Source organism: Streptomyces sp. NPDC001093 (genome assembly GCF_040298985.1).
Lineage (GTDB): Bacteria > Actinomycetota > Actinomycetes > Streptomycetales > Streptomycetaceae > Streptomyces.
Map to the genome: position 1 here is coordinate 37,490 of NZ_JBEPBF010000044.1, position 25,581 is coordinate 63,070.

The 25,581-nt window shown below is 73.7% G+C and carries 12 protein-coding genes; 8 read left to right on the forward strand and 4 right to left on the reverse strand.

Annotated features, from left to right (window positions below; genetic code table 11):
• Positions 1-21: 21 nt before the first annotated feature.
• The 4 genes from ABT288_RS22550 to ABT288_RS22565 form a co-directional block, all read right to left on the reverse strand.
• Positions 22-5,790, reverse strand: coding sequence for a non-ribosomal peptide synthetase (locus ABT288_RS22550; protein WP_351610559.1), 5,769 nt, complete (start codon positions 5,788-5,790; stop codon positions 22-24).
• A gap of 43 nt (positions 5,791-5,833) precedes the next feature.
• On the reverse strand, positions 5,834-8,971 hold the full coding sequence (locus tag ABT288_RS22555; protein WP_351610562.1) for a non-ribosomal peptide synthetase: 3,138 nt from the start codon (positions 8,969-8,971) through the stop codon (positions 5,834-5,836).
• A gap of 60 nt (positions 8,972-9,031) precedes the next feature.
• Positions 9,032-10,321 carry an ATP-grasp domain-containing protein gene (locus tag ABT288_RS22560; RefSeq protein WP_351610565.1) on the reverse strand — a complete coding sequence of 430 codons (1,290 nt, stop codon included), beginning with the start codon at positions 10,319-10,321 and terminating at the stop codon, positions 9,032-9,034.
• Between the two features lie 452 nt (positions 10,322-10,773).
• Entirely contained in the window at positions 10,774-11,757 is a 984-nt protein-coding gene (locus ABT288_RS22565; RefSeq protein ID WP_351610568.1) for a hypothetical protein, read from the reverse strand.
• 384 nt (positions 11,758-12,141) lie between these two features.
• Between ABT288_RS22565 and asnB the strand changes: the two genes are divergently transcribed.
• The 8 genes from asnB to ABT288_RS22605 are packed head-to-tail and all read left to right on the forward strand — an operon-like array spanning position 12,142 to position 25,528.
• The gene (gene asnB, locus ABT288_RS22570; RefSeq protein ID WP_351610571.1) at positions 12,142-14,013 is read left to right on the forward strand and encodes an asparagine synthase (glutamine-hydrolyzing); all 1,872 of its coding nucleotides are present in this window, start codon (positions 12,142-12,144) and stop codon (positions 14,011-14,013) included.
• Complete coding sequence (locus tag ABT288_RS22575) at positions 14,013-15,797, forward strand: carbamoyltransferase family protein (protein ID WP_351610573.1); 1,785 nt, start codon at positions 14,013-14,015, stop codon at positions 15,795-15,797. The genes asnB and ABT288_RS22575 overlap by 1 nt, the downstream gene beginning before the upstream one ends.
• Before the next feature lie 14 nt (positions 15,798-15,811).
• Positions 15,812-17,878, forward strand: coding sequence for a hypothetical protein (locus ABT288_RS22580; protein ID WP_351610575.1), 2,067 nt, complete (start codon positions 15,812-15,814; stop codon positions 17,876-17,878).
• A 46-nt stretch (positions 17,879-17,924) separates the two neighbouring features.
• Positions 17,925-18,980, forward strand: coding sequence for a MupA/Atu3671 family FMN-dependent luciferase-like monooxygenase (locus ABT288_RS22585; RefSeq protein ID WP_351610578.1), 1,056 nt, complete (start codon positions 17,925-17,927; stop codon positions 18,978-18,980).
• A 40-nt stretch (positions 18,981-19,020) separates the two neighbouring features.
• On the forward strand, positions 19,021-20,370 hold the full coding sequence (locus ABT288_RS22590) for an MFS transporter (protein WP_351610580.1): 1,350 nt from the start codon (positions 19,021-19,023) through the stop codon (positions 20,368-20,370).
• Positions 20,357-21,337: a threonine ammonia-lyase gene (locus tag ABT288_RS22595; RefSeq protein WP_351610583.1), complete on the forward strand. Its 981-nt coding sequence runs from the start codon at positions 20,357-20,359 to the stop codon at positions 21,335-21,337. The genes ABT288_RS22590 and ABT288_RS22595 overlap by 14 nt, the downstream gene beginning before the upstream one ends.
• Positions 21,321-24,281 (forward strand): carbamoyl phosphate synthase preATP-grasp domain-containing protein, encoded by a 2,961-nt coding sequence (locus ABT288_RS22600; protein WP_351610585.1) that lies wholly within the window; start codon positions 21,321-21,323, stop codon positions 24,279-24,281. Before ABT288_RS22595 ends, ABT288_RS22600 begins: the two co-directional genes overlap by 17 nt.
• Positions 24,282-24,292: 11 nt before the next feature.
• On the forward strand, positions 24,293-25,528 hold the full coding sequence (locus tag ABT288_RS22605) for an epoxide hydrolase family protein (protein WP_351610587.1): 1,236 nt from the start codon (positions 24,293-24,295) through the stop codon (positions 25,526-25,528).
• Positions 25,529-25,581 lie beyond the last annotated feature (53 nt).

Sequence of the window (25,581 nt, forward strand, 5' to 3'; positions counted from 1 at the left end):
CGGTCGGGGCGGGATGTGCCGTCAGCTCTCTGTTCCGGCCTCCCGCAGACGACCGGCGAAGGAGGCGACCGCGGGCTGCCGCAGCGCGGAGTAGTGGTCGGCGTCGACCGGCAGCACGTCCGGCCCCTCGCCACCGGTGAACCGTTCCCAGCCGAGCGCCGCCGAGGTGCCCTCGGGGCGTTCCTGGCCGGTGGCCCGCACCAGCAGGAACCGGTCGACCTGGAGCCGCCGGGCGCTGGGCCGGTAGCGGGCGGCCGCCGTGGAGTGGGCCAGGTACGTCTTGAAGCGTCGGCGCAGTTCCTCGTCGGGGCCGCCCGCCGAACCGTCCGGAAGGGCGAGGGACTCGGCGTCGGGGATGTCGCCGGGGAACCCCGTACCGGCGAGTTCGGCGGTGAAGGAGCGTGCGCGGGCGCGGGCATCGCCGTCGAACCCGTCGTAGGCACGCGTGCCGGGCGCGTACGTGTCGATCAGGAGCAGCAGTTCGGTGCGCTCGCCGTCGAAGGAGAGCTGGCGGGCGATCTCGTACGCCACCAGACCGCCCAGCGACCAGCCCGCGATCCGGTAGGGCCCGCTGGGCTGCACCTTGCGCATCTCGAAGAGGTAGGCCGCGGCCATCTGGCGGATGTCGCCCCGCGGCTTCTCGCCGAGGTCGGTGCCCTGGGCGCGGAACGCCAGGACCGGTCCGTCGTCGCCGAGTTCCTCGGCCAGCGGCCTGAACGGCAGGACGTCCCCGCCGATGCCGTGGACGCAGAACAGCGGGCGGGTGCCCGAGCCGCCGGAGAGCCGGACCAGCTGGCCGTCCTCGGCCGGGTTCTCCTCGCCGCGGGCGGAGTCGACGGCCCGGGCGAGTTCGGCGATCCGGGGCATCTCCAGGACCTGACGCAGCGACAGCTGGGCGCCCAGCTGCTTGCGCACCCGGGTGATCATGACGGTGGCGAGCAGGGAGTGTCCGCCGATCTCGAAGAAGTCGTCGTGGACGCCGAGTTCGTCCTGGCGCAGCAGCTCGCCCCAGATCCGTGCCAGCGCCTGCTCGGTCGGTGTGCTCGGCGGGGCGGGCCGGCGTCCGGCGGCGGGCCGGGACCGGTCGAGCAGCGCCCGCCGGTCCACCTTGCCGTTGGGCAGCAGCGGCAGCGCGGGCACGGTGAACAGCAGCCCCGGCACCACCGGAGCGGCCAGGCGTTCCGCCAGGTGCCGGCGCAGCGCCTCGGTGCCGACGGCGGTGCCCTCGCGCGGAGCGACGAAGGCGACCAGCTGGGTGCCGCCGTCCTGGGTGACGGCCTCGACGTGGCAGGCGGCGACGTCCGGATGCGTCAGGGCCGCCGCCGCTATCTCCGCGGGATGCACCCGCACCCCGCGGATCTTGAGCAGTCCGTCGCGCCGCCCCTGCGCGACGAGCGTCCCGTCGGGCCGCTCGACTCCGATGTCGCCGGTCCGGTAGGGCACACCATGGATGCCCGGCAGGACGTCGAGCAGTCCCGGTCCCTGCGGAGGGGTGAGGTAGCCGAGGGTGCCGAAGGGCGTGTCGATGACGATCTCGCCGCGCTCACCGGGCGCACACGGCCGTCCGTCGCGGCCGAGCAGGAGGATCCGGGTGCCGGGCAACGGGCGGCCCACCGGCTGCACCCCGGGGACGGGGTGCGCGGGCACCTCGAACCAGCTCTTGATCATGGTGGTCTCGGTCGGCCCGTAGAAGTTCACCACCTTGGCCGCGCAGTCGGCGAACAGCCGGCGGAAGCCGCTCACCGTGGCGTCGAGCAGCGGCTCACCGGCCAGGCAGACCAGGCGCAGCGCGCGCAGCCCCACCCCGTCGGCGTCCGCGCCGACGGCGAGCAGCGAGCCCAGCACGCTGGGCGTGGTGTGCAGCACCGTGATCCGTTCGCTCTCCAGCCACTGCAGCAGGCGAAGGGCGTCGTCGCGCACACCCGGTGCGGGCAGCACGACCGTGCCGCCGCAGGACAGCGGCAGGAAGACATCGCGCAGCACCGCGTCGAACGAGTACGAGGTCAGCTGGGCCACCCGGTCGTGGGCGCCGACGGCGAACTCCCGGCGCTCCCAGTCCACGAAGTGGTCGAGGGAGCGCCGCATCCCGAGGACCGGCTTGGGCTCGCCCGTGGTGCCGGAGGTGAAGAAGACGTAGGCCGCGTCGTCGGGCACCCGGCACACGGGGAGCGCCGACAGGTCCGGCGCGGTGGTCGTGAACCGGGCGTCGGCCGTGACGTGCAGGGTGGGCACCGGCAGTGCCGCGTCCGGCTCGTCGATCACGACGGCCAGCTGGGCGCCGGCCCGGGCCAGCATCTGCCGGCGCCGCACCGGGGGCAGCGAGGCGTCCACCGGCACGGCCACGCGGCCGCGGTCCGTGGCGGCGACGAGCGCCGCGACCGAGGCGAGGCTGCCTCCGCCGACCACGGCGACGACGGCACGCTCGGGGAGGGCCGCGTCCAGCGCCCGTACCGTGTCGGCGAGTTCGGCGTACGTCCAGGCCCGCTCGCCCGCGCGTACCGCCACCGCTCCCGGTGCGCGCCGCGCGGCCTCGGCGAACAGACCGTGCGCCGAGGGCGGGGTCCCCGTCTCGCGGGTCTCCCGGGCGTCCTCGCGCCCGGCCGGGACGAGCAGGGCCGACTCCGGGATGCGGGGGGCGCGCACGGCCTCGGCGAGCAGGTCGCGGTACCGGGTGCCCAGCGCCTCGGCGACCTCGTCGTCGAACAGGTCGGTGTTGTACTCCAGTTCGCAGACCAGGCCGTCGTCGGCGGCCCGCACCATCAGGGTCAGATCGAACTTGGAGGTCACGAAGGTGCCCTCGAGGTCCACCGGGCGCAGCGCGGTCGCCGGCTCGGTGCGCAGCCCGCTCGGCGGCATGCGGAACAGCACCTGGAACAGCGGGGTGCGGCTCGGGTCGCGCTCCGGGTTCAGCGCCTCCACGATCCGGGAGAAGGGGACGTCCTGGTGCGGGTACGACTCCAGGAAGGTGTCGTGCACGCGCTGCACCGCCTGCAGGAACCCGGGTGAGTCCGCGAAGCCCATGCGCACCGCGTGGGTGCGCACGAAGAAGCCGACCGTCTGCTCCAGCTCGGCGTGGTCACGCCCGGCGCTGTCCACGCCGACCACCACCTCGTCCTGGTAGGCGGACCGGGACAGCAGCAGGCCGAAGGCGGTCAGCAGCGCCATGTAGCGGGTGAAGCCGTGCTCGTGGCAGAACCGGTCGAGCTCCGCGGCGAGCGACACGTCCAGCGTGAAGCGCTGCACCTTGCCGTGGTGCGTGAGCCGGGCCGGCCGGGGCCTGCTCAGCGGCAGATCGAGCTGGGGGGCGTCGGCCAGTTTCCCGGTCCAGAAGGCCAGATGACGCTCCAGCTCGGTCTCGTCGGTCTGCTCGTGCTGCCACACCGCGTAGTCGCCGTAGCTCAACGGCAGTGCCTGGGCGACCGGACCGCGGCCGTCCAGGGCCGCGTTCAGCTCGCTCGCCATCACCTCCCACGACCAGCCGTCGCACACGATGTGGTGCACGGTCAGCCCGAGGAGCAGTCCCCGCGGCTCGGCCACCAGCCGGGCCCGCAGCAGCGGCCCCTGGGCCAGGTCGAAGGGCTGTGCGGCAGCGGCGGCGAGCGCGCCGAGCGCCGCGGCGCGGTCCTCGGCCGCGGGCAGCACGGCCAGGTCGGGCACCGTCGTGTCGAGCACGATCTGCACGGGCCGGCCATCGCCCCTCTCGCCCGGACGGAAAACCGTGCGCAGCGCTTCGTGGCGCCGCAGCAACTGGCTCAGTGCGCGCTCGACGTCCTCCACCGCCGTGCCCGGTGCCACCTCGAAGGCCCCGGCCATGTGGTAGGCGAAGCTGTCCGGGGCCACCTGGTGGACGAACCACAGGCCCTCCTGCTCCTGGGACAGCGGCAGCGGCCCGCTGCGGGTGCGCCGGGTGATCGTGTCGCCGCTCTCGGCGCCGGCCCCGCTGTCGCGGGCCACCGCGGCGAGCCCGGCGACCGTGGGGTGCCGGAAGAAGTCCTGCATGCCCACGTCGGCACCGGTTTCCCGGCGCAGCCGGGAGAGCACGCGCACCATCGTCAGGGAGTCGCCGCCCAGCTCGAAGAAGTGCCGTCCGCGCGGCACGGCCGAGGGAGCGAGGCCCAGGATCCGCGCCCAGACGGCGGCGACCTTCTGCTCCAGCGGATCCGTCACCGGCTCCTCGTCCCCGGCGGGCCGTTCGGCGGCGGAGGCAGGAGCGGGCAGCCGGGTGCGGTCCAGCTTGCCGTTCCCGGCCAGCGGCAGGGCGTCGAGGGCGAGCAGGTGGGCGGGTACGGCGGCGGTGGACACCCGGGCCGCCACCAGGTCCCGCAGCTCCTGCTGCCAGGTGGCGGGTGCGTCCTGGCCGAGCACCACGTACCCGACGAGCTCCGGGCCGCCGCTCTCGGCCGTGCGCACGACCGTCGCGGCCTGCCGCACCGCCGGGTGCGCGGCCAGCACGGCGGCCACCTCGGACGGCTGCACCCGCACGCCGCGCAGTTTGACCTGGTCGTCGAGGCGCCCGGCGATGAACAGGGTGCCGTCGGCGTCCCAGCGGCCCACGTCGCCCGTGCGGTAGACCCGGTCGGCCGGGTCCTGGCGGAAGGGGTTGGTGCCGAACCCGGACTCGGCGGACGGCTCCAGATAGCCACGGGTCAGAAACGGCGAGCGGACGACGACTTCACCGGGCTCGCCCACGCCGCACAGGGCGCCGCGGCGGTTGAGCACCAGCAGCTGGGTGTCGCCGATCGGCGCGCCCACGGGAAGGGCCGCGTCGTCGGTGTCCTCGGGCACCTCGTAGCAGGACTGCAGAATGGTTCCCTCGGTGGTCCCGTAGAGATTGAGCACCAGGCCGGTGAACTCGGGGAACCGGGCACGCCAGCGGCGCACCAGGGCGCCGGAGAGAGGTTCCCCGGCCAGCCCCAGCAGCCGGACGCGGCGCAGCGAGGGGCCCGCGTCCTGGGCGGCGTGCAGCCAGGACGCGAGCACGCTGGGGACGGTGTGGACGACGGTGACGCCCTCTTCGTCGAACCATTCGAGCAGCCCCTCCGGGTCCTCGAAGGGACGGTCCGTCGGCGGCAGGCTCAGGGTGGCCCCGCAGCCCAGTGCGAGGAACACGTCGCGCAGTACGGCGTCGAAGGAGAACGAGGCGATCTGCGCGACCCGGTCGTGCGGCCCGAAGCCGTACCGGGACTGTTCCCAGTCCACGTAGTGCGCGAGCGCGCCGTGCCAGCCGAGCACTCCTTTGGGGCGTCCCGTGGTGCCGGACGTGAAGATCACATACGCCGGGTCCTGGGCGTCCACCTCGGCGAGCGCCGCGGGCTCGGTCGCCGCCAGCTCCGCGTACCGCAGCACCTTCCGGTCCGCGCCGTCGCCTGCGTCGTCGGTGGCCACCACGAAACGGGCGCCCGCCTCCTCCAGCAGGATCCGGCTGCGGTCCGCCGCCTGGGCCGGGTCCAGGAGCAGCAGCACGGCCCGGGCGCGCATGACGCCGAGGAGCGCGGCCACCGTCCCGAAGCCGCGCCCGCCCCGCACCGCTACGGTCTCGCCCGGTGCGACCCCCGCCGCCACCAGGCCGGAGGCGACGCGGCGGGCCGTCTCGGCGAGGTCGCGGTAGGTCCACTCCCGCGTGCCGCGGCGCACCGCGGGGCGGTCGGGCGCCTCGGCGGCGAGGCGCTCCACCTGTGCGGTCAGCGGTGCGGGAACGGTGAACGGAAGGGGGGCCGATGCCTGCGCCGCGGTCGGCAGAGCCGGCGCGGTGGCGGTCAGCGGGCCCGCCTGGCTGCTGTGCGAGGTCATGACGGCGAGTTCCTCCGGGTCGGTTGCGGCAGGGGGTGCGGACTCATCGGCGCTGGGGGTCGAGGAGCGAGAAGTCGTAGACGTACCCGTCCGGCTCTGTCAGGGCCTGGTCGAGCAGGGTGACCAGTTGTGCGGCGATCGTCGCGGCCCGGTCGGCGTCCAGCGCGTCGGCCGCGTACACCAGGCGGGTCGGCAACGGCGGTGCCAGGGCGAGGACTTCGAGCTTCAGCAGATAGTGGGTGCGCGGGCTCGGCAGCTCGACCACCTCGACCCGGCGGCCGAGGTGCTCCGCGTGCCACGGCGGTGTGTTCTGCACGACGAGGAGCGCCTGCAGCAGGGGGGACCGGCCGGGACCGCGGTCGGCGTCGGCCAGCGGCATCCGCTCGATAGGCAGCCGTCCGTGGGCCTGCGCGGCGGTCGCGACGGCCCGGGCCCGGTCCAGCAGCTCCGTGAAGGTCTGGTCCTCGTCCAGTTGCAGACGCAGCGGCAGGGTGTTGATGAAGCAGCCGACGAGGGGTGCGACGTCGACACCGGTGCGGTTCGCCACAGGTGCGGCGACGATGACGTCCTCCTGCTGGGCGAGCCGGCCCAGCAGCAGCGCGTACCCGGCGAGGAGCACGGTGAAGGCCGTGACCTCGTGCCGGGCGCAGAACGCGCCGAGCCGGTCGGCGAAGCCGTCGGGCCACACCACCTCGGTGACGTCCGCGGCGATGCTCAGCTCCTGGGGGCGCCCGGGAGATCCGGCCGGCCGCGGGGGCGGCGGCGGGTCGCGCAGCACCTCGCGCCAGTACGCCACGTCCTCCTCGCTCTCCGGCACCGCCGCCTCCCAGGCCGCGTAGTCCTGGTACTGCACGGGCAGCTCGCGCAGCCCGTCGCCGTCCTCGGCCCACAGGCGGGCGAAGTCGTGAGCGAGCACCGACCAGGACCAGCCGTCGGTGACGATGTGGTGCAGGCCGAGGGCCAGGAAGTGGTCGTCGTCCGCGAACGACAGCAGCCGGGCCCGTACGAGGGGGCCGCCCGCGAGGTCGAACGGCGCCGCGCCGATCTCGGCGCAGGCCGCCCGCGCCGCGCGGTCCCGTTCGGGCGCGCTCAGGCCCCGGCACTCCAGCAGCGGCACCTCGATCGCGGTGACCTCACCGACCACCGGGACCGGCCGGCCGTCGAAGTCGGGGAAGGTGGTGCGCAGCACCTCGTGACGGTGTGTCAGTTCCGTGAGGACGCGGGTGGCGACGGCCCGGTCGATCGGTCCGGTCAGCCGCAGCCCGCCGTGGATGTTCATCGCCACGTCCCGGGGATCGGACCGGTGCAGCAGCCACATCCGGCGCTGCGCCGACGACAGGGGCAGCCGGCCGGTCCGGGGCACCGGCAGCACCCGGGCGGACTCCCGCCCGCCGGAGGCGAGCGCCTTGTCGACCATCAGGACCAGACCCTCGATGTGCGGGGTCCGAAGGAAGTCCGCCGTGGAGAGGTCGATGTCGAACTCCCGGCACACGGCGGCCACCAGCTGGCCGGCAAGCAGCGAGTCCCCGCCGGCCACATGGAAGTTGGGCTCCTGCAGCGGGGCGCGGCCCACCATCTCCCGCCAGATCCGGTGCACCCGGGCGACCACGCCGGCCGGCTCCGCGTCGCCGGGGACGGAGGCGGCTTCCGGCTCCTGCGGCGCACCGGTCCCCTCCCCCGGCGGCGGCCACGGCAGCTTCGCACGGTCCACCTTGCCGTGCCGGCTCAGCGGCAGCTGTTCGAGCGGAATCAGCACACCGGGCACGAAGGCCGCGGGCAGCGTCCGCAGCAGTCGCTCCCGGACGCCCGCGGGCCCTTCGGGGCCGAACCGCCCGGTTGTCCAGCCGACCAGCACCGGCCTGCCCGTGGGCCAGGTACGCAGGCCCACCACGGCCTGCTCGACGTCCTCGAGCGCCTCCAGGGCGGCCTCCACCTCGCCCGCCTCGATGCGCACGCCGCCCAGTTTGACCTGGTTGTCGATCCGCCCGTGGTAGTCGACGACACCGTCGGCGCGCTGCGAGGCCAGGTCTCCGGTGCGGTAGAGCCGGGCGCCCGGCTCGTCCGCGTACGGATCCGGTACGAAGCGGGTCCGCTGTTCCTCCGGCCGGTTGAGGTAGCCGCGGGCGATGACCGGTCCGCCGATGCACAGCTCGCCGGGTTCCCCCTGCGGAACGGGGCGCAGCTCCGCGTCGAGGACGTAGAGCCGGGCTTTGTCGATGGCCCGTCCGATGGGCACCCGGTCCGGGTCCTCGCCCGGGGCGCACTGCCAGTGCGTCACGTCGATGGCGGCCTCGGTGGGGCCGTACAGGTTGTGCAGTTCGGCGGTGGGCAGAACCTCGAAGAAACGGTCCCGCACCCGTGGCTTGAGCTCCTCGCCGCTGACCAGCACCCGCCGCAGCGACGCGGCTCTGCGGTCCGGCAGCTCCTTGAGGAACTCCTCCAGCATGCTCGGCACGAAGTGGGTGACCGTCACCTGGTGCCGGTGGACCGTGTCCAGCAGATAGCGCGGGTCACGGTGGCCGCCCGGCCGGGCGAACACCAGCCGGGCGCCGGTGATCAGCGGCCAGAACAGTTCCCACACCGACACGTCGAAGGTGTACGGCGTCTTCTGCAGGACGGTGTCGCCCGGACCGATCGGCAGCGCCCGCTGCATCCACTCCAGCCGGTTGACGATGGCCGCGTGCTCGGTCAGCACGCCCTTGGGCAGGCCGGTGGAGCCCGAGGTGTAGATGAGGTACGCCAGGTCGCCGCCCGTGGGCGCCACCGGCGCGGGCCCACCGGGGCGGGGCGCCGCGTCCGACGGCTCGGCCGGGTCGAGGACGGGCACCGCCCACGGCCCGGTCGCCATCGCGTCGGGTGTCGTGAGGACCGCGACGGCGTTCGAGTCCTCGACGAGCAGCCGCAGCCGGTCCGGCGGGTCCTCCGGCGCGAGGGGCAGATAGGCGGCGCCCGCCCTGATCACGCCGACGACCGCCACGGCCAGGGGGGCCGACCGCTGCAGGGCCAGGGCGACCACCCGGTCGGGCCCCGCGCCGAGCGCGCGCAGCCGCGCGGCGAGGGCCTCCGAGCGCCGCGCGAGCTGCCCGTACGTCAGCGTCTCGCCGTCGCTGACGACGGCCACCGCGTCCGGGGTGCGGGCGCACTGCCGGTCCACCAGGTCCATCAGGGTCGATGTGCTCACGTGCATGGTCACTCCGCTGTCGTCTCGTGCGGGCCGGCAGGAGGGCGGGGCAGGTGCGACTCAGGACGTCCGGTATCCCAGGCGGGACGCCTGGTCGAGCTCGCCGATCAGGTCGCGGTGACCGGCGTCGTCGGCGGCGACGTCCGGTGCCACGGGGTCGACCACGAGCTGGATCCGGGACGCGAGGTCCTGGGCGAGTACGCGGGCCTCCTGGGCCGTGCCGGCCCGGACGACGACGTACCCGGCCCGGTCCAGGGACCAGCGCAGCCGGGGAACCGTGTTGCCCACGGGGAAGTTGACGTGCAGTTCGAGAACCTGCGGGTGGGCCCGCACCTCCTCGGCGCCCAGCACCTCGCGCACCACACCCCGCTCTGCGGTGTAGAAGGACACGGCGGCGCCGCACCGGGCCTCGGGCGAGGCGGGCAGCGCCTCGGCCACGCCGGCCGCCCAGGCCAGACCCAGCTCCTCCAGGTCGACGCCGTACACCGCGTCGGTCATGGTGTTCAGCCGGTCACCGCCGCGCCGGTTGTGTCCCTCGACGATCTTCGGACCGGCGCTGGTGAGCTTGACCTCGACGTGCGAGAGCCCTTCGGTGAGACCGACGCAGTCCAGGAACCCGGAGACCAACTCCTCGACGGACCGGAGCTGTTCGGCGTCGAGCGCGGCCGGCAGCGAGTGGCCGAACTCGATGAAACCGGGGCCGGTGATCTTGTCGCAGACGGCCAGCATGACGTAGCGCCCGTGGAAGCTGATGCCGTCGACGCTGATCTCGTGGCCGTCGAGGAACTCCTCCATGAGGAACAGGTCGAGCCCGACCTCCCGCAACCGCTCCGCCACGGAGGGGACCTCGTGCGCGGAGTCCACCCGGAAGATGCCGAGGCTCGCCGAACCCGCCACCGGCTTGGCGATGAACGGGTAGCCGTGCTCGGCCCCGAAGGCCGCCAGATCCGCCTCGCCCCGGCCGAGTGCCGCCGCGACGGTGCCGACCCCGGCCTGCCGCAGATGCTCGCGCATCGCCCATTTGTCCGTCAGCAGCTTCACGGTCTCGTACGACGCACCGGGCAGTCCGAGCGCGTCGACCAGGTGCGCGGCCGGCAGCAGGGCCTCCTCGTAGACGGTGAAGACACCGTCCAGCGGCCGCGCGGCGTGCAGCGCCCGCACGGTTTCGACCAGCAGGTCCCGGTCGTGGTAGTCCAGCGCCAGCGTGGTCACCGCGTCGGTGAGGTCCGCCGGTAGCTTGCGGAACTCCTCCGGCGTCTGCACCGACAGGACCTCCAGGCCCAGCGCGGCGGCGCGCCGCAGCAGCGGCTCCCTGGCCGCGATCAGACACACTCGCTTCTTCGTCGACACGATGTCATCTCCCACTCGTCTGATGGCCCCCGTCCCGGGGCCGCCGTGGCCAGGACGTCCCTGGGCCGGTCCGGCAACTCGTCCTCGAAGGCGCCCGGCCTGCGCGGTTCCCGCGGCGTGCCCGCTGCGCCGGGTGGCCGCGGCGCCCCGGAGCGCGTGGCGGCGGACCGCACCGGCCGCGCCCGTCCAGGGCGGCGGCCTCGTCGCGGAGCACCTCGCGGGACGGCGCGCGTCCGTGCGCCGCCGCCCACGGGCCGCTCCGCACGGCGAGGACGTCCGGGCTCCGCCCGGCCCCGCAGGTCAGCCACCCGGGCTGTGCGGGACCGCGCGGCGCGACGGTGGGGTGCGGCATCCACCCCAGTACGTCCGCGCGGCCTGCCGTGCCCGGGCCGGCCGCCGGGTCCGGCTCCCACCACGGGCAGGGCGGATCGATACGGCGGGCCGGCGCGGCGTCACCGGTGCCCAAGGCCGACCGCTCCCGCGCACGGTGCGCCGCATCCGGCGGTACGGGGCAGGCGGTGAGGGGGCCGAGAACGCGCGAGTCGGCCGGGGCCCGGGGGCGTCAGCCACGGCCGACGATCGACGCCGGGGACCCGGCACACCACCTCGGCGTCCCTGCCGACCACGACTTCGGGCCCGCCCGAGGACCCCGGGGCGTGCAGGACGCGCACAAAGCCGGACGGGATCAGGGCGGCCAGGGAAACCAACCGGTGCGGCCGGCGGCCGGGCGGAAGGAAAGGCCGCGGCCGACGATCGACGCCGGGGACGCGACACACCACCTCGGCGTCCCTGCCGACCACGACTTCGGGCCCGCCCGAGGACCCCGGGGCGTGCAGGATGCGCACAAAGCCGGACGGGATCAGGGCGGCCAGGGAAACCAACCGGTGCGGCCGGCGGCCGGGCGGAAGGAAAGGCCGCGGCCGACGATCGCCGCCGGGGACGCGGCACACCACCTCGGCGTGCCTGCCGACCACGACTTCGGGCCCGCCCGGGGACCCCGGGGCGTGCAGGAGGCGCACGGCCGGGCCGTGCCCGGGTCGGCCGGCGGGGCCGGCTCCCACCACGGGCAGGGCCGGGCCCGGCCGCCGTACCGGAAGGTTCGGGGCGAGCGACGAGGAGGCGTCGGCGATCACGCAGGTGGGTGCGTCATCGGCGAGGAGGCGTGCGGCGGCGTGGCCGGGCGGCTCGGGTTCCGCCAGGACGTCCACGACTGCGGTGGCGGTCGTCGCGGGCAGCGGCGCGAGGACGCTCGCCGGATCCTCGAGGGCGACGGCCATCCGGTCGCCAGGTGGGAGCCCGGTCCGCCGCAGTTCGGCGAAGGTGACGGTGCGGTGCGCGCGGACCACGGCGGCGCGGCGTGGCCGGCGGGTCATGGCGCGGGGGGCCGGATCGCTCAGCAGGCGCAGCGAGTTCTCTTCGCCCGCACTCAATTCCATGCGTTCCGCCGGTGATTCCAACAAGCGGTCAGCCATGGAGAATGACCGCCCTGCGTCGCTCGTGTCGGAATTCCCGGGAGCGTGTTGAAGGAGCTTGCGGAATCTGGCTCATGAGTTCTCATCCAACGGATGGTGCGGTAGCCGGTCAATCGCGAACCCGGGGCTCTCCAGTGCCTCTTCAGCGCGTCACGAGCGAGGCCACGGCGGAATTCAACCTCTCGAGAGGTGATCGAGAAGAGCTCGACCGCCCCGGCCGGGCCTCCGATTCAGTGCTACGTTTCCTGGCGTCCCCGAGTGCGTTCTCATGGGCCAACCCATGCCCCTGCGCGGGTGCTGCGGCCGTGTGGCACTCGCGTCATCGACCATGGGGGAACGGTTTATCCAATGTGCGGTCTATGCGGTTTCATCAGCACGAAGGCGATTCCCGCCGAGGCCCCTGAACTCAGGTCCATGCAGAGCGCGATCCGCCATCGCGGCCCTGATTTCTTCGGCTCCCACGTGGAGGAGAACGTCGCTTTCGGCTTTGCCCGCCTGGCCATCAACGACCCGGCCGGCGGCCGGCAGCCGATGTACAGCGAGGACGGCCAGGTGGTCGCCATGACCACCGGGGAGATCTACAACCACCGTGACCTCAGGCGGCAGTTGACGGCGCGGGGCCATGTCTTCAAGACCACCTGCGACACGGAGGTCGTCCCCCACCTGTACGAGGAGTACGGCAGCGATTTCGTCCGCAGGCTGGACGGACAGTTCGCCCTCGTGCTCTACGACCGCCGCGAGCGTCTCTTCCTCGGTGCCCGGGACCACTTCGGGGTCACTCCGCTGTTCTACACCAGCACCGGCGACACCCTGGTGTTCGCCTCCGAGATCAAGGCGATCCTCCAGCACCCGGCGGTGGAACGGGAGGTGGACCCCGTAGGCCTGGACCAGGTCCTGACGCTGCCCGGCCTGGTCAGCCCGCGCACCATGTTCCGGGGGGTGCGCAGCGTCCCGCCGGGCACCACCGTGCTGTGCCGCCTCGGCGAGCAGCCACGGGAACAGCGCTACTGGGACCTCGTCTATCCCCGCGCCGACGAGCCCGTGGAACGGCACAGCGAGCGCCACTACGCCGAACGCCTGGAGGAACTCCTCGTCAAGTCCGTCGAGAAACGCCTCCTCTCCGACGTGGGCGTGGGCCTGTACCTGAGCGGCGGCCTCGACTCGTCGCTGGTCGGCGCCATCATGCGGCGGCTGATGCCGGACGCGGACATCCCGTCGTTCTCCGCGGCCTTCCCCGAGCGGGAGCTGTCGGAGGCCGACCACCAGCGCACGATGAGCCGCGCGCTGCGTACCGAGCACCACGAACGGTTCATCCACGGCGACGAGATCAGCGAACGGCTTCCCCAGGTGATCCGGCACACCGAGTGCCCCCTGAAGGAGTCCTTCGACGCCGCTGCCATGGCGCTGTCGGAGACCGTCCACGACAACGGCGTCAAGGTGGTGCTGACCGGCCAGGGGGCCGACGAGTTCTTCGGCGGCTACATCGGCTACCGCTTCGACCAGGTACGCGGCGGCCGGGTGACCGGCTTCGGGCCGGAGGAGCTGCGCGAGGCCGAACTGCGGGCCCGGGTGTGGGGGGACGAGAACTTCTTCTACGAGGGGGACGACGTCGCCTTCCGCGCCACCAAGCGCGGCCTGTACGCGGACGGCCTCCTGGAGGACTTCCCGGACATCGACTGCCTGGAGCACCCGCTGCTCGACCGGGAACGCCTGGTGGGACTGCACCCCCTGCACCGTCGCTCGTACATCGACCTCAAGGTGCGGCTCGCCGACCACCTCCTGGGCGACCACGGCGACCGGATGGCCTTCGCCAACTCCGTGGAGAGCCGGCACCCCTTCCTCGACCGTGAGCTGGTGGAGTTCCTGGCCACCGTGCCACCCGACCTCAAACTGCGGGGTCTCGAGGAGAAGTACCTGCTCAAACAGGTCGCCCGCGACTGGATCCCGGCATCGATCGTGGACCGCGAGAAGTTCGGCTTCACCGCACCGGGAAGCCCCTACCTCCTGCGTCAGCAGGACGAACTCGTCGAGTCCCTCCTCGACCCCGTGCGGATCAAGGCGGACGGCTACTTCGACCCGGCGGCCGTCGCGCGACTCGTCGAGGAGTACTCCCGGCCCGGATTCCGGATCAACGTCCCCTTCGAAAGAGACCTGCTGATGACTGTCATCACGTTCAACCTCCTGCTCGACGAGTACGACCTGCCGCGGCGGGGCCGGTGATGGGGGCCCTGAAGGACGGTCCGGTCGTCGTCGGGATCTCCGCACACTTCCACGACTCCGCCGTCGCCGTGCTCGTCGGCGGCGAACTGGTCAACGCGGCGCACGAGGAGCGCTTCACCCGCATCAAGCAGGACCCCGGCATTCCGTACCGGGCGCTGCGGCACTGTCTGGACGAGGCCGGGCTCTCCATCGCCGACGTCGACTGCGTGGCGTACTACGAGGACCCGGTCAAGAAGCTCGACCGGCAGCTGTGGATGGGGCTGCCGAAGGTGCCCGACACCCGGCCGGAAGCGCTCTTCCGGCTCGACGCCGACCGGCCCCGCCGTGACATCCGGGAGGTCCTCGGTTTCGACGGCCGCCTCGAGATAGTCGAGCACCACCTCTCGCACGCGGCCAGCGCCTACTACTACTCCGGCTTCCCCGACGCCGCCGTCCTCACCGTCGACGCGGTCGGCGAGTGGGCCACCACCACGTGGGGCCGGGGCGACGGCGACCGGCTCGACCTGGTCGACGAGGTCCGCTTCCCGCACTCCCTCGGCCTGCTGTACTCGACGATCACCGGACACCTCGGGTTCGAGGTCAACGAGGGCGAGTACAAGGTGATGGGCCTCGCCCCGTACGGAGAGCCCCGGTTCGCCGACCGGGTACGGCGGCTGATCACGGTCACCGACGACGGCACCTTCTCCCTGGACCTGTCCTACTTCGACTTCCGCAACCCCGACGGCATGGGCACCGAGCGGCTCACCGAGCTGCTCCAGGTGCCGCCCAGGGAACCGGAGTCGGAGATCGAGCAGATCCACTGCGACCTCGCCCGCAGCCTCCAGCTGGTCACCGAGGAGACCCTGCTCGCCCTCGCCGCCCGTGCCCGGCGCCTGGTGCCCAGCGACCGGCTGTGCATGGCCGGCGGCGTGGCGCTCAACGTGGTGGCCACGCGCCGTGTCGTCGAAGAGGGGCCGTTCAAGGAGGTTTTCGTGCAGCCGGCCGCGGGTGACGCCGGCGGCAGTCTCGGCGCGGCGGCGGTGGCCCATCAGCGGATCACCGGCAGCCGGATCTCCCCGGCCCGGATGCGCTCGGCCCTGCTCAGCCCGCCGGTTCCCGCAGCCGAGGTGGCCGGCACGCTTCGGGCGGCGGGCCCCCGGGGCTTCCTGGACTTCAGCGGCCGCGAGCCGGAGCTGCTCGACGCCGTCGCCGAACGGCTCGCCGCGGGGAAGGTCATCGGGTGGTACCACGGCCGGATGGAGTTCGGGCCGCGGGCGCTCGGCGGACGGTCCATCCTCGCCGACCCACGCGGGTCCGACATGCGCGACCGCATCAACGCCTCCGTCAAGATGCGGGAGGCCTTCCGGCCCTTCGCGCCCGCCGTACTCGCCGAGAAGGCGGCCGAGCACTTCCGGCTCGACCACGCCTCGCCGTTCATGCTGGAGACGTGTGAGGTGATCTCGCCCCTGGATCTGCCGGCCATCACCCATGTGGACCGCTCCGCCCGGGTGCAGACCGTCACCGCGGCCGACAACGGCCGCTTCTACCGCCTGATCAAGGCGTTCGAGGCACGGACCGACTGCCCCATCGTCCTGAACACCTCGTTCAACCTGCGCGGCGAGCCGATCGTCTGCACGCCGCAGGACGCGCTGCTGTGCTTCCTGCGCTCGGCCATCGACTGCCTGGTGCTCGAGGACTTCGTGATCGACCGGGAGAACCTGCCCACCGCCTGGCGCACCTGGTTCGAAGGAACCCGCCCGCCGCGCGCGTCGGTGGTCAGCGACTCCGTCTACACCCTCCTCTAGGCGAAGGCAGTCCCATGAGCACTCATGACCTGAACCGCGTCTACACCCGGCGCCTCAGCGAGCTGCTGTCGGGTGAGAACGGCACCCTGGCCCTGGCGCTGCTGCAGAAACTCGGCACGGCCGGCCCCACCGACCGGCCCGCACCCGTGCCGGTGCCCTCCGCGGACCCGGACACGGTCGGGGTGTGGCGCCGTGCGGGGCAGGAGTACGTCCGCGATCCCGGCCGGCGTGACCACTGGCGGTACTGGGCGGATCTGGACCGGCTGCCGCTCACGCCCGGCCACCGCCGGACCGTGGTCCTCGGCGAGTCCGCCGCGCGCGGCTACTTCTACGACCCGGCCTTCAGCTTCGCCGGCGTCCTGGGCGAGATGCTCACCTCGGTCCCGGGGCTCGCCGACGTCGACGTCCTGGACCTGGCCCGCACCAACGCCGACTTCGGCGACCTGGAGCAGGTGCTCCTGGACTCGGCCGGCCTGCGGCCCGACGCCCTGGTCGTGTTCGCGGGCAACAACTGGAACAACATCGACCTGACGCCGCATCAGACGCAGCAGCTGGCCGAGGCCCTGCGCGAGGGCGGCTACCCGGCCGCCGGGCGGCTCTTCCAGGACTACGTCGTGGAGCGTTCGGGCCGCTTCCTCGACCTCCTGGCGGCGACCGCCGCCGACTGCGGCGCACCGGTGACCCTGGTCGTCCCCGAGTTCAACCTCGCCGACTGGGAGGACGAGCGTTCCCTGGTGTGTCCCGCCCTGCCCGGCGACGCCGGGGCACGCTGGCTGCGGCTGCGGGACCGTACGCTCGACGCGCTGGAGGCACGCCGCTACGAGGAGGCGCTGCGCCTGGCCCGCGAGCTGACACGGCTCGACGGCGGCACCAGCCCGGTCAGCGGGCGTCTGCTCGCCCGCGCCGCCGCCACGTGCGGTGACGAGGCGACCCGCGAACAGGCCCTCGTGACCGCCAAGGACGCTGCCGTCGGCCTGTTCACCCTCCACTCGCCCCGCGTCCTCGCCGTCGTCCAGGCCGAGATGCGCCGCAAGGCGCGGGAACACGGCTTCCACCTCGTCGACCTGTCCCGGCTCTTCCGCGGGGCGGCCGACGGCGCCCTGCCCGGCCGGCGCTTCCTCCTCGACTACTGCCACCTCTCCTTCGAGGGGCTCGCCCTGGCCGCCGCCGCCACGGCCGCGGCCACCGCCCCCGCGCTGGGCGGCACGGCACCCGCGCAGGCCGACCTGGTCCGCGCGACGAGCGAACCGACCCCCGCCCAGGCCGCGGCCGCCCATCTACTGGCCGCCGTGCACAACGCCCACTACGGCCAGCCCGCCGAGCTGCTGCGCCACCACCTGGAGCGGGCGCTGGAGCTCGACGCCGGAATCGCGCCGCGCATCGAGGACTACCTCGACTACCAGACCCGCACCGCGCCGCACTGGATGTGCGCCAGCTACGAACGGTCCGCCGTCCTGCCGCAGTTCGCCCGCTATCTCGTGGCCGGCGACACCCGCCTGACCGGCAAGCTCGCCGACCACACGCTGCGCGAGACCATGGTGGAGGTCCTGGCCGCGGCGGGCGTGGACGTGCGGGACCGGTACGAGGAGCTGCTCATCGCCGAGCACGCCGGCGGCACCGTGGACCTCCTGGCCGACCACGCACAGGCGGCCACCTTCGGCGAACGCATGGGAGCGGCCATCGGCAGCGGGGCGGCGTACCTGCTGGCCCGTGACCTGACCAGCGAGTTCCACCTCGTCGTCGACGATCCCGCGGACACCGTGCTCACGCTCACCTGGCGGCTGCCGCGGCCCCGTACGGGCGAGGCCGCCGTCACCCTCGCCGTGAACGGCAAGCCGTGCGCCGAGGAGCGGCTCGGCGACACCTGGACGAAGAGCTCGCTCACCGTGCCCGCCGCACTGCTGCGCCGGGGCCGGAACGTGCTGAGCATCGCCTGGCCCCTGCCCGAGGCGTCCGGGGACGAGCAGATCGCCGCGGGGGCGACGGCCCTGGAGCGCGGGGCGCTGCCGCGAAGCCTGCCGGCCCACGGACACGTCTTCGCGTTCACCGCCCACACGTCCCCCGTGCGGGAGGCCTCCTGACATGGCAACGGCCCAGCGGTCTCCGCGCTCGGGAACGGGAGTCACCATGCGTTTCGGCATCATGTTCTTCGCCTCCGCCACCGGCGACGCCCACGAGACGTACCGCACGATGGTGGACGCCGCCCGGCTCGCCGACGACGGCGGACTCGACGCCGTGTGGACCCCGGAACGGCACTTCGACACGTTCGGCGGTGTCTTCCCCAATCCGGCGCTCACCAGCGCGGCGCTCGCCATGGTGACGAACAGGGTGCAGCTGCGGGCCGGGAGCCTCATCTCGCCCCTGCACCACACCGTCCGGGTGGCCGAGGACTGGTCCGTGGTCGACAACCTGTCCGGCGGGCGCGCCGCCATCTCCTTCGGCGCGGGCTGGAACACCAACGACTTCGTGCTGAGCCCGGCGTCCTACGCCAACCGGCGCGACGTCATGCTCGAACAGCTGCGGACCGTACGGACGTTGTGGCGCGGAGCCACGGTCGAACTGCCCAACGGCGCACAGCGGCCCACCACGGTACGGCTGCACCCGGTACCCGTGCAGCGGGACCTGCCGGTGTGGCTGACCTCGTCGGGCAACGTCCAGACCTTCGAGGACGCGGGCGCGCTCGGCGTCAACGTCCTCACCCACCTCATCGGCCAGGACCTGGACCAGCTCCGGGAAAAGATCGACGTGTACCGCAAGGCCCGCGCCGAGCACGGTCACCGTGCCGAGGACGGCATCGTCTCGCTGATGCTCCACACCCACCTCGACACCGACGCCGAGACGGCCGTCGCCCGCTCCCGCGCCCCCTTCCGCGAGTACCTGCGCTCCGCCGTCGGCCTGGAACGGCAGGCCGCGGGCGGCGGCGGCACCATCAGCGGCGGCCTCTCGCTGCCGGACGAGGACATCCCGGAGGACCTGATCGAGGAACTCCTCGACGTCACCTACGAGCGCTATCTGCACCAGGGCTCCCTGATCGGCTCCCCCGACAGCTGCGCCGCCATGGTCGAACGGCTCGCCGCCACCGGCGTCGACGAGGTGGCCTGTCTCGTCGACTTCGGCCTGCCGGCCGAGAGCATCCTGGCCGGCATCACCCCGCTGTGCGCCCTCGCGGACCGGCACCGCTGACCACCGCCGCCCCGTCCACCGCCGCGAAGGAGAGCACACCGTGCCGAACCGAGCGCCCACCGGCCGCGCGGCCTCCCGGCTGCGCACGATGGCCGACACCCTCATGCTGGGCAGGCGGGAGACCCGGCTGCTGCTGCTGACCGCCGGTGTCGACTCCTTCGGGACGGGCCTGTACAGCGCGACGTCCATCCTGTTCTTCACCCTGGTACGGCACTTCTCCGTCGCCTCCGTCGGCCTTGGCATCTCGGCGGGCAGCGTCTGTGCCCTGCTCATCAGTCCGCAGATCGGGCGCCTGGCCGACCGGCTGGGCGCCCATCGGGCCCTGATGGTGCTCTTCCTCGTGCGCGCCGCCGGCTACAGCCTGTATCTGCTGGCCAGACCGTACTGGGCGTTCGTCCTGCTCACCTGCCTGGTCTCCACGGCCGACCGGGCCAGCCCCGCCATCAACCAGAGCCTGATGGGCGCCCTGTTCGGTGAACGCGACCGGGCGACCATCCTCGGCACGGTGTTCTCCGTGCGCAACGCCGCCATCGTGGTGGGCTCGATCACCGCGACCGTACCGGTCATGCTCGACTCGCCGTCGTTGTACGAGGCGTGCGTCCTGGCCAACGCCGCCTCCTTCATCGCCGCCGCGGCCCTGCTCGTGCGGATGCGGGCGAGCGCCGAACAGGCCACCGGAACCGCCCGGAACGGCACCGGGCGGCCCGGCACGGCCGGTGTCCGCTCCCCCCTGCGCAGCCCCGCCTATCTGCTGATCACGGCCGTCAACGCGGCTCTGCTGACCCACAACACCATCCTCACGCTGGTGCTGCCGCTGTGGATCACCTCGCACACCCACGCGCCCCGCTGGACGCTGACCGCCCTCCTCGCGCTCAACGGAGCCCTCGCCATGCTGGCCCAGGTGCCGGTGAACCGCCGCTTCGCCAGCTACCGGGCGGCCGTCGGCGCGTCCGCGCTCAGCGGTGTGGCGATCGGCGTGGCCTGTCTGGTGTACGCGGCCTCCGGGGCCGTCACGAGCGCCCTCGGGGCCACCACGCTGCTCCTCCTGGCGATTCTGGCCCACTCGGCGGGCGAGTGCCTGCACATCGCCAGCACCCCGCTGTCCTTCTCCCTGTCCCCGCCGCAGGCCCGCGGCCGCTACCTGACCTTCTACAACCTCGGCCGGGTGGGTCAGGACCTGGTGGGCCCGGTACTGCTCGGCACCGCCCTGCTGCACCACACCTGGGCGTGGTGGGCCGTCGCCGCCGTGGTCGCCGCCGCCGGCGCCCTGCCCCGCCTGCTGCTGCGCGGACCCGAACCGGTGTGGGAGACCCCCGTCCGCGCCGCCGTGGCGGACAGCGGTTCGCCCGGCCCTCTCACTTCTCAGGGACACGACCATGCAGATCAATGAGGTGTACCAAGCAGCCGAGCGGATCCGCGGGCGTGTGGTGCGCACCCCTGTGCTCACCCTGCCCGAACTCGACGCGGAGCTCGGCACGCGGATCTTCCTGAAGGCCGAACTGCACCAGGTCACCGGCGCGTTCAAGATCCGCGGCGCGCTGAACAAGCTGCTGACCCTGCCACCCGAGGCGATACGCAAGGGCGTTGTCGCGGCATCCTCCGGCAACCACGGCCGGGCCGTCGCGACACTCGCCCGCACCCTCGGCGTACCCGCCGTCCTCGTCCTGCCCGCCGACGCGCCGGCCGTGAAGATCGAGGCGGTACGCCGGGAAGGTGCCCGGGTCGTCCGCTACGACCCGGTGCGCGACGACCGTGACGCGCTCACCGCCGCCATCGCCGCCGAGGAGGGCATGCAGATCCTGCCCTCCTCCGACGACCCGGCGGTGGCCGCCGGTCACGGCACGCTCGCCCTCGAACTGCTCGACGCGACCGGCCCCCTGGACCGGCTCGTCGTCCCGGTCGGCGGCGGTGGGCTGGCGGCGGGCTGCGCCACCGTGGTCAAGACGCTGTGCCCGGCCATCGAGGTCATCGGCGTCGAGCCGCGCGGCGGCGACGACACCGCGCGGTCGCTGCGTGCCGGGCACCGGGTGTCCGTGCCCACCCCGGACACACTGGCCGACGGACTGCGCCACCAGACCCCCGGCCGGTTCACCTTCGACGTCAACCGCCGTCTGCTGGACGACGTCGTCACCGTCGACGACGACGAGATCGCCGCGGGCATGGCCGAGCTGTGGCGGCACGGCCGCCTCGTCGTGGAACCCAGCGGGGCCTGCGCGCTGGCCGCGGTCCTCGCCCGGCGCCCGGACCCCGCCGGCCAGCGCGTCGGCGTCGTGCTGTCGGGAGGGAACGTGGACGAGAAACGCTTTCACCGGATCATCGCCCCGCACGTGGACCGCTCCTATGCCCCGGCGCTCTGACCTCACGTCCGTCCTCGTCCTCGCGGGCGGCGGGGCGGACCTCGCAGCCGGTGCCGCCGAGGCCTGCCGGACCCTGGCGCAGCAGGGGGTGCGCACCGTCCTGCTGGGCTCCGACCCGGCAGTGCTCGCCGCCGCCGCCGACGCCGCCCACACCACGTACGCCGAACCTCTCACCCCTTGGTTCGTGGAGCAGGTCATCGCCCGCGAACGGCCGGACGCGGTCCTCGCCGACCTGGGCGGGGCCGCCGCGCGCGATGTGGTGGGGGCCCTGTGCTCGGCGGGGGTGCGCGAGAACCACGACGTCGAGTTCATCGGCGCGGACCAGGTCACCGCGTGCGGCGCCGAGGGGCTGCGCGCCGCGCGCGCGGCGGCGCGCGCGTGCGGCGCCGAGACCGACGCGGGCCGGGAGAACGCCAGGCGAGGGTGGCGGGAGTTCGACGTCCAGGTGCTGCGCGACCGGGAGGGCGGAACCCGCGCCCTGTGCGCCGCCGAACGCGTCGACGCGGTGGGCGCGGACGCCCTGTTCTCGGTCACCCCGCCGCAGACACCGGCAGCCGGGCAGCTCCGCCGCCTGACGGACCTCGCCCGCGCCGTGGCTGGGGCCCTGCCGGCCGCCGCCGGGGCGCTGAGCGTGCGGATCGCGCTCAGCCCCGACGGGCGGCGCTCGGCCCTGGTCGAGCCGCGGCCCGGCGAACCCTGGACCGTGCAGGGAGCGGTCACGGCCGACGGGCAGTCGCTCGGCGGCCTGGTCGCACGCCTCGCCGTCGGCGAGACCGTGGACGAGCTCGGGCTGCCGCCCGACGGGGGCCCGGGCCTCGTCACGGTGAGCGTGCCGCGCCTCGGCGGGAGCCCCGGGGCCGTCACCGCCCGGGGCGCCGGCTTCCGCGACGCCTTCAACAAGGCGTTGGAGCTGGCGGTTCCGGCCGGCGGCGAACCACCGTGGTGCGAACCGGCCGGCGACCCGGCCGCCCTCCTGGCCGGGCTGCGCGTCCCGGCCCCCGACCGGATCGCCACGCTCGTGCGGGCCCTCGGCTCCGGCGCCGAACCCGCCGACGTCGCCCGGGCCACCGGCATCCACCCCTGGTTCCTGAGCGAACTGTCCGCCCTGCACCGCACCGCCGCTGACCTCGGCCGCGCCCGCCCGCTCACCCGGGACGTCCTGCTCCGGGCCAAGCGGCAGGGCTTCGGGGACCGCCGGATCGCCGCCCTGAGCGGCCTGCCGGAGCAGGTGGTGCGCGGGGTACGCCACACGATCGGCCTGCGCCCCGGTCATCCGGCGGCGCACGCCACCCGGAGCTCGGTGTATCCCGGCGGGCGGTCCCGGGTCACCGGTGACGGCCGCGATGCGGTGCTGGTGCTGGGCCCGGGGGCCTGGACCGGCGAGGGAGCGAGCCACTCCTGCCGCCAGGCCGCCCTCGCCCTGCGCGCGGCCGGCTGGGCGCCCGTGCTCATCGCCTCCGACCCCCGGACGCTGTCCGCCGCCCGGAACGCCTTCGACCGCGGCTATCTGGAGCCGCCCACCGCCGAGGCCGTCCTGGAGGCCGTGGCGGCCGAACGCCGGGCGGGTCCCGTCGCCGCGGTGCTCGGCCAGTTCGGCGGCGCCGCCGCGGTGGCTCTGGCTCGCGAACTGCAGGACAGCGGCGCCCCGTTGAGTGACCTGTCCGCCTCTGTGGCCGGCCTGGTCACCGACCCGGAGGCGCTCGGCCGGGCGCTGGCCGGCGCCGGGCTGCGCACCGTGGCCCTGCGTGCCGCCGCGTCCCTGACCGAGGCCCTGGCCGTCGCCGGCGAACTCGGCTACCCCGTCATCGTCACCGGCCCGCACGAGTCCGGCCGCGCGACGCGGCGCACCGCCGTCGACCCGACCGCCCTCGCGCACCTCCTGCGCGGGTACCCCCAGGGCCGGCCGGTCCTCGTCGAGCGCGCCCTGCGGGCCCGCGTCGAACTGGGCGTGGACGCGCTGTACGACGGCCGGGAACTCGTCCTGGCCGGCGTGTTCGAGTACCTCGACGACGACCACGACGACGCCCCCGTGTGCGCGCTGCCCCCGGTCTCCCTCGGTTCCGGCGGCGTCGCCCGGCTGGCCGAGGCGACCGAACGGGCCGCCCGGGCGCTGGGGCTGCGCGGTGCGCTGAGTGTCCGCTTCGCGTCGGCCGGTGACGTGTTGTACGTCAGGGACGTCGTCCCCGGCACCGCGCACACCGCACCGTTCACCACGGTGGCCACCCGGGTGCCCCTGGCGGCGGCCGCCGCCCGCATCGCGACGGGTGCCGGCCTGGCGGAACTGCGGGCCGAGGGGCTGCTGCAGGCGGAGGGGCCGCGGGCGGCCGCGGGCGCCGGCACGCGGGTGTTCGTGCGGGCCCCCGGCGACGGGCACGGAGGCGTCCTGACGGCGGCGGGGCCCGAGTTCGGGGCCGCCTACGCCAAGTACCTCATCGGCCGGTACGGTTCACTGCCCACCAAGGGCCGGGCCTACCTCTCCGTCGCCGGCCAGGACCTGAGGTCCCTGATCCTGCCCGCCCGCAGGCTCACCTCCTACGGCTTCGAACTGCTGGCCGACGGCGACACCTTCCGCGCACTGCGCCGCGCGGGCGTGCCCGCCACGGTCCTGCCTCCGGTCGCGCATCCGGAACCCACCGTCGTACGGCTGCTGCGCGCGGGCCAGCTCGATCTGGTGCTCAGCGCCCCCGGCCCGGCGGGCGACCGGGAGGAGGCCACCGCCGTACGCATCGCCGCGGCACGCCAGGGCGTGCCCTGCTTCGCGGGCGTCGCTGCCCTGAGTGCGGGCGTGCAGGCCATCGGCGCCGTCCTGGACGAGCGGGTCGGGGTGGCCCCGCTGTACGAACGGGACGGGCCGTCGTCGGTTCTGCACACCTACCATGAAACGGCCCGGATCGCCGCCCGCCCACCCAACAGGCCGACGGCACCGCTTCCCCCTGTCCAGTAAGGAACCACGGCATGACCGCCCCGCGCGCCTTCCCCCTGGAGCCCACCTCGATCCATGTGTCCGACGAGGTCCTCGATGACCTGCGCGCCCGTCTCGCACTGACCCGTCCGCCGCTGGACGAGGGGAACGGGGACTGGTCCTACGGCGTCCCGGACAGCTGTCTCCGTGAGCTGGTCGCCTACTGGCGGGACCGCTACGACTGGCGCAAGGCCGAGACCGCCATCAACGCCTACGAGCACTACGAGGTGAGCGTCGCCGGTGTCCCGGTGCACTTCATGCGCAAGCCCGGCCGCGGCCCCCGCCCGATCCCGTTGATCCTCACCCACGGCTGGCCGTGGACGTTCTGGCACTGGTCGAAGGTGATCGACCCGCTCGCCGACCCGGCCACGTTCGGCGGTGACCCCGCCGACGCGTTCGACGTCATCGTGCCGTCCCTGCCCGGTTTCGGTTTCCCCGGCCCGCTCACCGGCTTTCCGGACGTCAACTTCTGGAAGGTCTCCGACCTCTGGCACACCCTGATGACCGAGACCCTGGGATACGAGAAGTACGCCGCCGGGGGCTGCGACATCGGCGGGATCGTCTCCAGCCAGCTCGGCCACAAGTACGCCGACGCGCTGTACGGCATCCACATCGGCTCCGGGCTGCCGCTCGACTTCTTCACCGGCCCCCGCGCCTGGGACTTCGCCCGGAATCGGCCCCTCACCGACGACCAGCCCGCCGACGTCCGCGCCCGCATCATCGAGCTGGACCGCCGCTCGGCCTCCCACCTCGCCGTGCACATGCTCGACGGTGCCACCCTGGCCCACGGGCTGAGCGACTCACCCGCCGGACTGCTCGCCTGGCTGCTGGAGCGCTGGAACGCCTGGAGCGACAACGGCGGCGACCTCGAATCCGTCTTCACCAAGGACGACCTGCTCACCCACGCCACGATCTACTGGGTGAACAACTCCATCGCCACGTCGATGCGTTACTACGCCAACGCCAACCGCTATCCCTGGGCTCCCGCCCATGACCGCACCCCGGTCGTTCAGGCTCCGGTCGGCCTCACCTTCGTCACGTACGAGAACCCGCCCGGCGTCCACACCGCCGACGAGCGCGTCCGGGCGTTCAAGTCCGGCCCGCAGGCCGATTGGTTCAACCACGTCAACGTCAACGCCCACGATCACGGCGGCCACTTCATCCCCTGGGAGAACCCCGACGCCTGGGTGAGCGACCTCCGCCGCACCTTCCACGGCCGCAGGCCCTGAACGACCCTGCGGGCTCGCTGCCGGGGCCGCCTCCACCGATGCCACCACCGAGC

Coding starts and splice junctions, on each gene's coding strand:
- ABT288_RS22550 (WP_351610559.1), bottom strand. CDS start 5,790: ATGACCTCGCACAGCAGCCAGGCGGGCCCGCTGACCGCCACCGCGCCG.
- ABT288_RS22565 (WP_351610568.1), bottom strand. CDS start 11,757: ATGGAATTGAGTGCGGGCGAAGAGAACTCGCTGCGCCTGCTGAGCGAT.
- asnB (WP_351610571.1), top strand. CDS start 12,142: ATGTGCGGTCTATGCGGTTTCATCAGCACGAAGGCGATTCCCGCCGAG.
- ABT288_RS22575 (WP_351610573.1), top strand. CDS start 14,013: ATGGGGGCCCTGAAGGACGGTCCGGTCGTCGTCGGGATCTCCGCACAC.
- ABT288_RS22580 (WP_351610575.1), top strand. CDS start 15,812: ATGAGCACTCATGACCTGAACCGCGTCTACACCCGGCGCCTCAGCGAG.
- ABT288_RS22585 (WP_351610578.1), top strand. CDS start 17,925: ATGCGTTTCGGCATCATGTTCTTCGCCTCCGCCACCGGCGACGCCCAC.
- ABT288_RS22595 (WP_351610583.1), top strand. CDS start 20,357: ATGCAGATCAATGAGGTGTACCAAGCAGCCGAGCGGATCCGCGGGCGT.
- ABT288_RS22600 (WP_351610585.1), top strand. CDS start 21,321: ATGCCCCGGCGCTCTGACCTCACGTCCGTCCTCGTCCTCGCGGGCGGC.
- ABT288_RS22605 (WP_351610587.1), top strand. CDS start 24,293: ATGACCGCCCCGCGCGCCTTCCCCCTGGAGCCCACCTCGATCCATGTG.